An 11,481-nucleotide genomic window follows, 5' to 3' on the forward strand; every position below is an offset into this window, starting at 1 on the left:
GACCTGTCTCGACAGCTTCCGTCGTTGGCGGCGTACTTGCCGCAACTATCGCAGGGACGAATGTCGGGCCGATCGAATCCTCTTCGGCCGGATCATGACAGGTCCAAGCCTTGCGCCAGCTCAGCAGAAGCTGACGTGATATCCCATACCGGCGAGCCGTCGCCGACACCAGTCGTGGCCCCGAGAAGCTCTCCTCTACGATTCTGAGCTTCTCCGCACGCGTCCAGCGTCGCCGCCGACCGGTCTCCACCAAATCCATGCGGCTCAGCACCGCACTGTCCTTATGTCCGTCCATAAGGACAGTCAGCTACAGATCGGAAAAACTCGCAAGACGGCCGCCCTCGGACGGATACGATCTTGGTGGTGGGTGCGGCAGAGCGGCACGGTGAACTCGTCGCTGACCTTGCGGCCCAGCGCCCGCAGCTGCGCGAACTTCAGGTGGTGGGCGTCGGTCGGGATCTGTTTGCAGACGAGACAGGGCTGTCCCCGGACGAAAAGGAGATGCGCCTTGCTGCGCTTGCGGGGGCTCTCCTTGGGGAACGCGGGCCCGGCATCGGGGGCGTCGGGGAGGGCTTGATCTTGGCCAGCCCCGGCGTCTGTCGTGGCGTCCGGCCGAGGCTGGGGGGCAGGGGCCGGCAACACCGATGCGGACGGCTCGCCCGCTGCCCCGTTGGCCGCGGGCGGCGCGGTCTCGAGCCGCCGCTCGAAGGCGGCCTCCACGCGCCGGGCGTCGTCTTCGATGAGGGTGTTCTTGAGCGGCAGGCTCGCCTTGGCCCATGCCAGCAGGGCCTCTGGGGAATTTGCGGTCTCAAGCTCGCGGAGCAGCCGCACGCAGAAGTCGGCGGATTGCACGCGGCCCAGCACCGCCTGGCGGGTGAAGACGCCCTTGGCGGGCTTGGCCTTCGATCCGGGAACGCTTTGGGGCTCGGCAGCCGACGGGCCGGCCACCGCGTCGGGCGCGTCGAGATCGTCCTCGCCGGCGATGCCAACCAGGGCGAACAGCGCGTAGCGACGGGCATACGTTAGGGCGGCGCCCATCCGGTGCGGCGCCTCGGTGTCCTTGGCGGCGCAGACCGGAAGGTCGGAGGAGATCCATTCCCCGGAGGAATGGGCGAGCAGGGTGGTCAGATGAATCTGCCCGGTGGCCGCCTCCAGGCGGGTGGTCTGGACGGTGGCGATCTCCTGCTGGCTTAGGGTTTTGCGGACGATGTCGAGGCCGCTCGCGAGCGAGGCGTAGCGGAAGGTCCGATCGTCATCGCGGAGGAACGGCGAGCGGATGATCGCTGTCAGGGTCTTTTCCGGGTTGGTCAGTTCGGCCTGCGCTTTGGCGAGCGCGGCCGCGATGGCGCCGATATGCTCACTGGCCCGATGCATCGACGCTCTCCGTCTCGATGGCATCGAAGCTGATGGCGCCGGATTTGGAGCGCTTGGCGCGCACGCCGTGGCCGGTCGCCTCTTTGGCGTCCTCAGGGACGAGCGTCTTCAGATCGGCTTTCGCCAGTTCATGGTCGCCATGGGCGACCCGGGTGCGCAGATAGGTTGCGGCCAACTCGGCCCAGTGATTGGACCCGTTCATATCGATGACCTTGACGGCCTCCAGCCGCGGCCGCGGTGGCTCCGCATCGAACAGGGCCGGCGGCTCACCGGTCTGGACGCAACGCCAGAACTTCTTCTCAGCGGTGAGCAAGAGGTGTTGGTAGAGCGGGTCGGCATGAACCTTGATCTCAACCCATTTGCCGCCACCGGTGATCACCGACAGCACGGCCGAGCGCGCCGCGATCACCCACATGTTGTGCTGCAACTGTGCCATGTGCTTTGCGGCCGCGGTCTCCTCGGTGAAGGCCCAGGGCAGCATGAATTTGGCTTCGAACACCGCGCCGGTCGGCTCGACGATGCCGTCCAAGGTTGCCGCCATCCAGCGATGGACGGGATGCCGCACCCGCTTCTGGACGTCCGCAATGGTGTGCCCGCTTTGGCGCTGGTACCAAGAGCGGTTCAACTCTTCGGTGATGCTGCCGAGTTGCGCGACCAGATTGTTGGAGAGATCTTCCGGCGCGATCTCACCGCGCTTCTCCTGCCACAGCCGCTTAAGGTCCGCCGCATCCTGGCCCATGATGACACGCGCATCTGAGCCGCCGATAAAATGACGGCGATCGGCCGGGTTGAATTTGACGAGTTGGAATTGTGGCTCTGTGATGCCACCGGTCTGAACAGCACGCACCGGACTCTCCTAATGTGAACAGCGCGGCGATGGTTGCCGCACTGCCCAAACCCCGCGGGATGCGAGGTGAGAGATCGAGGCCGTTTTGATGCCCGGCCGACTCAGTAACGCTCCAGTGGCGTGGGAATGCCAGTCCTTTCTGCAGCAACAATCTTGCTCTTTTGGGCGCAAAGCTTGATGCAGATAGAGGATTGGAGCGAGGTGATGGACGTGAACGGGCAAGGGGAGAATATGGCGTCAAACAGACAAATCGAAGCCAATCGGAGAAATGCCAAGCACAGCACGGGCCCGAAGACAGACCAGGGAAAGGCCCGGTCAAGCCGGAATGCGCTCCGTCACGGCCTGTCGCGGTCGAAGGCGTATGAGAGCACGGGGGTTAACGCGCTAACGCACGCAATTCTCAATCGATTGGAGCAAGAAGGGCCGGCGCTCGAGCAGGCGGTCATCGTGAGCGCCCAGCAGGAGCTCGCCCGCGTGCGGACGGCTCGTTACGAATTGCTCGCCGCATTCCTGTTGGCTCCGAACACGGCGCTAGCAAAGCGAATTCGCGGCCTTGCGCGTTACGAAAGCACAGCCTTTGCAAAGCGGAAGCGTGTCATCCGGGCCAGCAGGAGCAGGAGGGCGCGCGCAGAAACAACTGGGCTTCCGACAAAACCGAGCGTTCTTGCAGCGAGGCATAGAGGGCCAACACCGCCTCGACGTTGAACTCTCTCTCGACTGAACTTCGTGAGCTATGCGCTATCCGCGATATTTTCAGTTGCACCATGGATCGAACTTGACTGAAGCAAGTGCGTGATCGTTCACTTGGGCCATACCTATTTGGCCACTTCCGTTCGGTTCTAAAGGAATGCCATTGTAGAATGCCAAGTGCGTTCCGTTCGCTTCTAGAAACATCGGTCCATACCTGTACTCATCCCATGATCCTCGGGTCAGGCCGGAAAGCCAAAGCGGCTTTGCTGTCGCGGGGACCAACCGGCCATCCTTGGCTCTGCACAGTAGCTGCCACTCTAGCCGCTGAGGAGCTGACTTTGCGTCGAGTACAAAGAATTCTTTGCCTCCGATCATAATGCGTGCGGACGTATAAAAGCCGCGCTCGCCGACTTTTCCATGAACACTATAGACAGACCGGCCAGCCGTCCAAGAGATGCCGTCATTCGAGATCGCCTCCAACAAGAAGAACGACGTGTCGCCGTCTCGAACAGAATAAATGAGATTTAGTCCGCGTTCTGACGGCCACAAGACGGGCCGCAGGCCATGCTCCCTGACAATTGACTTGTCGAGGGTCCAATTCCAAAGGTCGAGAGAATGCGCTGCGAAAATGCTATCGTAAGTCTTTCCGCGTTTGGCTGCTGCCGAGAATGCCATGACGTAGCGATGCCGGACCGCGCCGTCGCTCCGGCCGCTTGAGCTCGTCCTTGTCTCCAATGGCGACTGTTCAGCCCAGATCCTGATTGTCCTGTGGCGGAGCCCGCTCGAGCAGAACAGAGAGCACGGTGCGATTGCACTGGGGTAGGGTCATAGCGAAGAAATCCGGCGTAAACGAAATCGGGCCGTCCCAACTGGGACGCTCGCTGAGGTTGAGCCACCTTGACTCCATGCGCAATTTATGTTTCATTTTATGTTTTATTATTTCGAGAAAACCTTTTTTTTGAAGGATTTTTACAATGGCGCTTAATACACTTACTGCAGTCGATGGCACATCACTGACTGGCAAGACCACCCTCCTCAACTATCTTAACACGCTAACGGCCGGTGGGTTGAGTGGGATCAGTATTTCAAGCATCGATTATGTCGGTGGTACCGCATCAACATCGACGTTCGATTCCTTGAACCTCAGCGGGAGCGTGAATTTCGGCAAGGGCATCCTGCTCACGTCCGGCAACGGCACGCCGCCGCGGACCAACACTTCGTCCAGCTACGGCGTCGATCTTGGCCTTCCAGGCAACTCAAGCCTGACTACATTCGCACAGAATGCCTTCCCAGGTGCTGGTTCAACAAACGATGCCAGCGTCATAACGCTGCATATCAATGTCACCGACCCGAACGTTCAATCGATCAGGTTCAACGTCGCGTTTGGTTCGGATGAATATCCGGAATTCTCCAACACATCATTTGTCGATATCGGTGCCGTTTGGGAAAACGGCGTCAACTATGCGTTGATCAATGGCCAGGCAAATCAACCGCTCAGCGTCACCCAGACAAACATCAACCTGAACAATTTCATCAACAACCAGTCGGGTGCGCTGGCGATCGAATATGACGGCCTTGTCAATGCGCAGACCGTATTCGTTCCAGTGCATTTCGGCGACAACGTCATCAGCCTCGGCGTGGCCGATACTGGTGACGGCATTTACGATTCCGGCCTTTTCATTTTAGGCTTGGCGTCTTCTACATCCAGCGCCGCTGGCACGTTCCAACAAGTCTTGGGAACAAGCGCGAGCGATATATTGGTAGGAAGCACGAACAACGAATTATTTGACGCTGGCGCGGGTAACGACGGCATCTGGGGATATGGCGGTAGCGATCTCGCCTATGACGGTGATGGTAACGACGTGTCCGTCATGGGCAGCGGGAACGACCAGGTTTTCGGCGGGAACGGCAACGACTACGCCTATCTCTACGGCGGCAACGATACCGCGTATGGCGGCGCGGGCACTGACGTGCTGATCGGAGGCGGCGGCGATGATGTTCTGGTTGGCGATAGCGGGTTCAACTATCTTTTCGGCGGGGATGGCAACGACATCCTGTACGGCAACGGCGGCACGTCTCCAACGGATGTCAATGTCATGTTTGGCGAAGCCGGCAGCGATGTGTTGATCGGCGGAGCTGGAACCAACTACTTCTACGGGGGCGCCGGCGTCGACAGCATGTACGGCGGTTCAGGCATTAACATCTTTATCTCATCTGGCGAAACTGACGGCAACGTCATCAGCGGTGGCTCCGGCCAAAATTACGTGTACGGCTCCAATGGCGGCGACACCGTAACCGGCGGTGTCAGCACCGATGTCTTCCTGATGGGCTCCGGCAGCGATGTGATCAGCGGCGGAGGTGGCGTGGACTATGCCTGGGGCGGCGGTGGATCGGATATTTTCTCTATCAGCGACACTGTCCCCGAAGTCATGGTGATCCAGGATTTCAACACTGGTGGTGTGAACGACATCGTGAACTTCGCCGGAACATCGCTGCACTCCTTTGCCGACGTGCAGGCCGCTTCGTTCTATTCTGCAGGCATCAACACCACGATCATTACCGACGCGGCCGGAAGTGCCGTTTGGTTGATCGGAAAAGCCCCGGGCGATCTCAACGCCAGCATGTTCAGTTTTAGCTAGTTGGTTGGATGCCTATTCGAGCGAGGCCCGCCGGTATGACCGGCGGGCATTACTTGGTTCGTTCTGTCCTGGCTGCCAGGGCGAGTTACATCGGATCGGCGAGGATAGAAGCGAGCGGCTGGACCTGGTCCCGGCGCAGTTCCGGATCTCCTCGTTACCCAAAATGCGCCTGCCGTGCTCGCGAGGACGGCGTCATGCAGGCGCCGGCCCCGACCCGGAGGGCGGACTGCCGACCGAAGCAACCGTCGCCCAGGTTCTGGAGTCCAAATATGCCGATCACCCGCCGCTCGACCGGCAGGCCCAGATCTATGCCCGCCAGGGCATCGTTCTCGATCGATCGACACTGGCGGACTGGGTTGGCCATGCTGTCTTCCTTCTGCGCCCGCTGCATGAGCGTCTTCTCACGGTGCTTCACGCGATATCCAAGCTGTTCGCGGACGCGACGACGGTGCCGGTGCTCGATCCCGGTCGAGGGCGCACCAAGACCGGCCAACTCTGGGCCACCGGCCCTGCGGCGGCCTAGATCCGCCCGGCATCGCCTGTGTCCATGCACCCGACCGCAAGGCCGAGCGGCCGTTCATCTTGCCGGCTTCAAGGGCGTCCTGCAGGTCGATGGCTACAACGCCTACCCCTGCGGACCGACCGATCGATGTTCGTCTTCTCCAGAATGAACGCCTGCGATCGATTTGGTGGCCGCCGCGTGGATCGAATAACCGCCATGCTCAAAGCTTCATATCCTCGTCACTGAGAACCTTGATGACCTTATCGCCGGGCGCGGCACGTCCCGGATATTGCTTTCGTATCTGATATCGCAGTTCATGTAGCACCTGAAGGCTTTCACCACTCGTGAGCTCGCGGCTGAAGGGACCATCGAGACGATCTTCGACGATCTCGTGGAAAGCTATCGGCGCCTTCGATTGGAGGGCGTCCATGAAACGTCGACGACGGTCGCACCGAAAGCGTACACGTGCCCGCCTCACGAGCCACCGCCGGCGACTAGGCCGGTAGTTTTCCACACCCTGGTTGCGCGCGTCCGGCGATGCGTGCAACCTGCCTGTCGCGCGGAGCCGGCAGGCCAGCCGTCGCTGTTGCTTCACCGCCAACAGCTCGCCGCGCGTGATCCCTCGGCGGTGCGACGGTGATGTTATGTCCAAGCAGGAACTCGATAATGCGATCGAGCGCGTCGGTCGAGCACTCTTCGGAGACCACTGGCTCGGCGAGCAATCAATGACCGAAAAACGCCGAGCTGCGATTCGTCAAATGTTGGAGATCGGACACCGTCCGGGACAAGACGGCAACATCACTTGGGAGGCGTTCAAAATTGACGTGGAGATCAGGACGGGTCTGTCGCTGCGCGTCGGCGTCGCCGGTGACTAGGGTGATAGAGCAGGGCGGGGACTATGGCCTCGCGCCTTTGCCTTCAGACGCACATCAACAACACGCAGCAGCGCGCGGCCAGGAGTGGAAAGAGGTGAGGCGGACTTAATGCCGGCCTCTGCGCTCGGCGCGAGCATCGAAATAGATGATCACCACTAACGTGGCTCCGACAATGAGCGCGCTTTTGCGGCTGGCGGTTAGGTATCTTGGCTATCTGGTCGGCGTTTATCTCATGGGTCTGTCTCCCGTGGGCTGTTCAAGCTTTGTCGTTCTCGGTCGCGGCGGAGCGCGCGGCGCAGGCAATCTTTAGGATTCGCGCAGAGACAGTGTTTGCGGTCAGGCTGATCTCGCTGGCGCTCGCCGCCCTGCATTTCGTTGTTCTGCTGATCGTCCGGTCTCGGCCCAAACAAATCCGCGCCCCGGACTAATGGCCTCGACGATCCCGACTTCGATAGACAGGAAATTCCCATCGATGCCATGAACGCCGGCCAGCTGGTGGCCCATGAACCACATCTACATCTCCTCGGCTATTCCTGCCGCTTTGCATTACTCAAAGCTTCATATCGTGGTCGCTGAGGACCATAATGAACTTATCGGCGGGCGCGGCACTTCCCGGATATTGCTTTCGTATCTGATGCAGCAATCGCGCAGCTCCGGCATCCTTGTTAAGAGCCAGCGTGTGGATCTGGCGCAGAAGTGCTTCCCAACGCGTCATCATCACTTGATCACCGTCGAGTTCGATCGCGACATCTTCATTTGCGACCTTGCGGAACAGATGGGCGGGCGACGTCTGGCGTGCTTGCCGTGGCCGGCCCTTGGGGTTACCCGACTGGCCCTTCTTGAACCGACCTCCCCTCGGTGGATTCCGATACCCAGTTGTCATCTCGGATATCCCGCCGCCGCATTCAGCTCGGCGATGCGCCGCTGCCAGTGGGGTCCGAAGCGCCGTGTTGCTTCAGTCATACCGATAAACTCGTACTCTATGGCGCCTCGGGCCTCAGGCGCGAAGTAGTCGGCAGCCATTTTGGCGATGAGTCGGGCCGCTTTCATATCTCCTCGGATCGCTTTCACGAACAACTGGCGAAACTGGATTTCAGCTTTTGTCATCCGCTTGCGCTTGCCGTTGTCAGTCACAGTGATCTCCTCGTTGTCGATCGCCTCCAGGACCCGTCCGGGGTCGAAAGGCTGGCGGACCTTTTTCGGCTTGCCGCTCGGATTCCCGGATTGGCCCTTCTGAAATCGGGTGGCGACCGGCGGCTTGCCGTATCCGACCTCATAGGGCTTGTTCGGATATCTGCTCATCGTTCTGCCCTATCTCGGCCTCGATTTCGCGGAAGGCCTTGCCGTCCGAAATACGGATGGCATCCCGGCCAGTCAGATTTTGCCAACGCCGGATCGCGGTATCGACGTAGAGCGGATCGAGTTCGATCCCGCGACATTTGCGGCCGGTTCGCTCAGCCGCCAGCAGGGTCGTTCCGCTCCCCAAAAACGAGTCGAGCACGGTCTCGCTCCGGTTGGAACAATCGAGCAGCGCATCCATGACCAGCTGCACCGGCTTGGTGGTCGGATGCAGCTCGAGCATGTTGTTGCCCTTTCGCGCCTGTGTGCTCGCGCCGTCGTAGTGCCACACGTTGGTGCGGTTGCGTCCGTGTTTGCCGAGCTCGATATTGTTGGTGTGTCGCCCGGCGCCGGACTTGAAGACAAAGACCAACTCGTGCTGGGAGCGGTAGAGCGATCCCATGCCCGCGTTACTCTTTACCCAGACCACGATGTTCTTCAGCTCGGAATAGACCCCGCCGCCGGCTGCGAGCAGCTCGTCAGCGTGCCGCCAGTCCATGCAGACAAAGTGGATCGCGCCACTTTCGCTGTATTTTGCAAGCAGCGTGCAACCAAGCGTCAAAAAGCGGGTAAACGCCTCCTTGCTGAGCTCGCCGGAGCCTTGGGCGAACTCGCGATGGCGGATCTTTCCCTTCCCGGAGGCGTGACCGTCAATGGGAACATTGTACGGCGGATCGATAAACACCACATGCGCGCGCCCTTCAGGCATCAGGTTCTCAAAGGCAGCCTCGGAGGTCGCGTCGCCACAATGGAGGCGATGGTCTCCAAGTTGCCAGGTATCGCCTGGCCGGCAAACCGGCACCCCGCTAACCGCATCGGCGTCATCGCTGGGTTCGACGGTAACTCCTTCCTCGTGCTTCTTCTGGATCACCAGATCGATTTCGGGCAAGCTGAAACCGGTGACCCCAAGATCGAAGTCAAGATCGAGTTCCTTCAATTCCAGAAAGCTCTCGCCGAGCAGCCGCTCGTCCCAGTGGGCATGCTGCGCCAGTCGATTATCCGCGATCCGAAGCGCCTTTAGCTGCGCCTGCGACAGATGTTTGATCTCGACAACCGGAACGCGCGGCATTCCGAGCTTTCGGGCGGCGAGCACCCGGCCGTGTCCGATCACCACCTGCCCTGTGTCGTCGACCACGATCGGCATGACAAATCCGAATTCGCGGATGCTGTCCGCGATCTGATTGACCTGCCTTTGAGAGTGCTGTCGTGGATTGCGGGGATCCAGCACGAGATCTCCGACGGCTCGATATTGAATCTGAATCTCGATCAAGCCGGCATTGCTCGCCGCGTTGCGTCGAGCCTTCGAGGTTCCTTGGGATGAGCTGGTGAAACTTTGCTTTGTGGCAGTCACTTGGGGTACTCCGACTGTTTCGCCGAAGCACCTCATTAGCGCCAAAAAATCCGAAGAAGTGTACAGTTAATTCGCAATAAAAGTTCTCACCTGCTCGGCCACGTCACTCTAGTGACGGTGGGGATTTTTTTCGCCGGTCGCCCCAGCATGTGTCGACCAATATTCATCCAGGTCAGCCGCACCCGTCGGTCGGATCTGGCCAGTCGGTCTGCCTCGCTATATCGGGCTTGTAACGTGCCGGGGTTCGTTATCGTGTGGCTTGCGAATAGCGGTCCCGAGGCCTGCGGGGTGGGGCCGGTGCCGTCAATCCCAAACCGCGGCCACCGCTTCTTTCTCAGCGCATTGTCCTCTGCCAAGGCAGCACGGTTTCCGCCGACCAAGGAAATAATTCCGCCTCGACTCGTCAACGCGTGGCAAGCTTGCCTCACAGAGGGCGTTCGACCGGTCCGAATTCTTTCGCTGATCCGGTGCAGCCAGACGGCGATCCAGATGTCGGCCCGTAGGTCTCGCGGTGTGACGGTTGTTCCCGGCGGTCGGCCGCGGCGGCGTTTCACTGGTTTCACGATAGCCTCTGGCGTACGTGAAGGGTGCGGTGGCTTCAGGTTGTAGCGGAATCCGAAGCCAAAAAAGGCAAAAGATTCGGGTACGGCGATTATGGAACGAAAAGCGGCCGAGCCGACGTTGGTGGGTGTCGTGAGCGAGCCGAAGATGGCTTTGCGGGAAAGAGTTAGCCCCGGCCGATATACTTTGCGTACCCTCAGTGTGTTGGCGGTGGACCCAGTGCTTTCTCGGCTCGATCTCTTGATCCTTAGGGTACACCCAGTGAGCCTTCTGACTCCGCAAGGCGGATTCTCGCGATCGTGAGGTCAGACGTCTTCCGCGAAGGCGAAACGAGCAGATTGCGTTAGCACGCGGCAAAACAATGTGTCAGGAATGAAACGTTTCTGATGCTCCCGTAAGCGTCCATTTCTAACACGTCGAATTAATTGACAACGGTTGCTGGCCGCCAGTTCCAGGGCAGAAGCTCGTTGAGCTGGCTCATGGGATGTCCGTTGGACATGCGCTCGAGCACGTCCTGGAGATAGGCGAAGGGCTCGACGTCGTTGAGCTTGGCGGTGGTAATGAGGGAACAGATGGTTGCCCAGCGGTCGGCGCCGCCGTCGGATCCGGCAAACAGGTGGTTTTTGCGGCCGAGCGTGATGGGACGGATTGCGCGCTCGACGGTGTTGGTGTCGAGTTCGACGCGGCCATCAACGAGGAAGCAGCAGAGAACCTCCCAGCGGCTTAAGGAGTAGCGGATAGCGTCGGCGAGGCTGCCGCGGGGCGGGATTTGAGCAAGCTGCCGCTCAAGCCAAGCCTTCATCGCTGTGACCAGAGGCAGCGATCTGGATTGACGCACGCTCCGTCGTGCATCGGCGGCATGGCCGCGGATGGCATTCTCGATCGCGTAGAACTCGGCGATGCGCCGCAGCGCTTCTGCCGCGACAGGCGAGCGGGTAGCCTGCTGCACCTCATAGAACTTGCGTCTGGCGTGAGCCCAACTTGCGTCAGGATAAGTCCTGGAAAGGAGGAAGAATGTGACCTGAAACCTTTCAACGTGACCCAGAGGGTTCGACGCCCTCGCGGCAAAGGCGGAGCCCGCCAGCCGGAAGCGAGTCTTGCATGGGTGACGGCAACGTCATTCGTGAAGCGTAGACAGCGGGTACTGAAGCCCTGTGGCAGCCTCGAAATCATGGTCGTGCTGAAGCCTTCGCCGTGTTGGATCCGGGGGCAGCACTGGGAAAGCCGCTATGGTCAGGCTTACCGGTTCGGCCGGGGTCTCAGAGCAGGGCAAAGGTACGGGATGGGCCACCAGGAAACCTGAG

9 protein-coding genes and 2 pseudogenes are annotated in these 11,481 nt (G+C 60.2%); 3 read left to right on the forward strand and 8 right to left on the reverse strand.

What is annotated here, in order from left to right; translation table 11 throughout:
- The 3 genes from K359_RS57935 to K359_RS0143985 form a co-directional block, all read right to left on the reverse strand.
- The coding region (locus K359_RS57935) for a transposase (RefSeq protein WP_029084789.1) at nt 1-295 on the reverse strand (295 nt) is incomplete at its 3' end.
- Between the two features lie 8 nt (nt 296-303).
- Complete coding sequence (locus K359_RS55535; protein WP_084518774.1) at nt 304-1,374, reverse strand: ERF family protein; 1,071 nt, start codon at nt 1,372-1,374, stop codon at nt 304-306.
- On the reverse strand, nt 1,358-2,197 hold the full coding sequence (locus K359_RS0143985) for a YqaJ viral recombinase family protein (protein WP_029084790.1): 840 nt from the start codon (nt 2,195-2,197) through the stop codon (nt 1,358-1,360). Before K359_RS0143985 ends, K359_RS55535 begins: the two co-directional genes overlap by 17 nt.
- A 1,688-nt stretch (nt 2,198-3,885) precedes the next feature.
- Here K359_RS0143985 and K359_RS57940 point away from each other — a divergent pair.
- Together K359_RS57940 and K359_RS55555 are read left to right on the forward strand one after the other, a co-directional pair.
- Entirely contained in the window at nt 3,886-5,550 is a 1,665-nt protein-coding gene (locus tag K359_RS57940) for a choice-of-anchor L domain-containing protein (RefSeq protein WP_156929039.1), read from the forward strand.
- A gap of 64 nt (nt 5,551-5,614) precedes the next feature.
- Nucleotides 5,615-6,179 (forward strand): annotated as a pseudogene (locus tag K359_RS55555) (transposase); the annotation flags it as partial.
- A gap of 93 nt (nt 6,180-6,272) precedes the next feature.
- On the opposite strand, the gene K359_RS0144010 reads toward K359_RS55555, so the two are convergent.
- Nucleotides 6,273-6,482: a hypothetical protein gene (locus K359_RS0144010; protein ID WP_029084793.1), complete on the reverse strand. Its 210-nt coding sequence runs from the start codon at nt 6,480-6,482 to the stop codon at nt 6,273-6,275.
- A 214-nt stretch (nt 6,483-6,696) separates the two neighbouring features.
- On the opposite strand from K359_RS0144010, the gene K359_RS0144015 reads away from it, so the two are divergent.
- Nucleotides 6,697-6,927 carry a hypothetical protein gene (locus K359_RS0144015; protein ID WP_029084794.1) on the forward strand — a complete coding sequence of 77 codons (231 nt, stop codon included), beginning with the start codon at nt 6,697-6,699 and terminating at the stop codon, nt 6,925-6,927.
- A gap of 550 nt (nt 6,928-7,477) precedes the next feature.
- Here K359_RS0144015 and K359_RS55560 read toward each other — a convergent pair.
- The 4 genes and pseudogenes from K359_RS55560 to K359_RS0144040 form a co-directional block, all read right to left on the reverse strand.
- Entirely contained in the window at nt 7,478-7,810 is a 333-nt protein-coding gene (locus K359_RS55560; RefSeq protein ID WP_051346772.1) for a DUF5681 domain-containing protein, read from the reverse strand.
- Nucleotides 7,807-8,229 carry a DUF5681 domain-containing protein gene (locus K359_RS57945; protein WP_051346773.1) on the reverse strand — a complete coding sequence of 141 codons (423 nt, stop codon included), beginning with the start codon at nt 8,227-8,229 and terminating at the stop codon, nt 7,807-7,809. Before K359_RS57945 ends, K359_RS55560 begins: the two co-directional genes overlap by 4 nt.
- A complete protein-coding gene (locus K359_RS55570; RefSeq protein ID WP_245284909.1) occupies nt 8,201-9,616 on the reverse strand; it encodes a DNA methyltransferase in 1,416 nt (471 codons plus the stop codon). Before K359_RS55570 ends, K359_RS57945 begins: the two co-directional genes overlap by 29 nt.
- Nucleotides 9,617-10,598: 982 nt before the next feature.
- Nucleotides 10,599-11,162 (reverse strand): annotated as a pseudogene (locus tag K359_RS0144040) (IS66 family transposase); the annotation flags it as partial.
- Between the last annotated feature and the right edge of the window lie 319 nt (nt 11,163-11,481).

It is taken from the genome of Bradyrhizobium sp. th-b2 (genome assembly GCF_000426785.1).
GTDB lineage: Bacteria > Pseudomonadota > Alphaproteobacteria > Rhizobiales > Xanthobacteraceae > Bradyrhizobium > Bradyrhizobium septentrionale.

Bases quoted from the DNA above. Each gene is read 5' to 3' on its own strand.
- K359_RS0144010 (WP_029084793.1), bottom strand. From the start codon at position 6,482: ATGGACGCCCTCCAATCGAAGGCGCCGATAGCTTTCCACGAGATCGTC.
- K359_RS0144015 (WP_029084794.1), top strand. From the start codon at position 6,697: ATGTCCAAGCAGGAACTCGATAATGCGATCGAGCGCGTCGGTCGAGCA.
- K359_RS57945 (WP_051346773.1), bottom strand. From the start codon at position 8,229: ATGAGCAGATATCCGAACAAGCCCTATGAGGTCGGATACGGCAAGCCG.
- K359_RS57940 (WP_156929039.1), top strand. From the start codon at position 3,886: ATGGCGCTTAATACACTTACTGCAGTCGATGGCACATCACTGACTGGC.
- K359_RS55560 (WP_051346772.1), bottom strand. From the start codon at position 7,810: ATGACAACTGGGTATCGGAATCCACCGAGGGGAGGTCGGTTCAAGAAG.
- K359_RS55535 (WP_084518774.1), bottom strand. From the start codon at position 1,374: ATGCATCGGGCCAGTGAGCATATCGGCGCCATCGCGGCCGCGCTCGCC.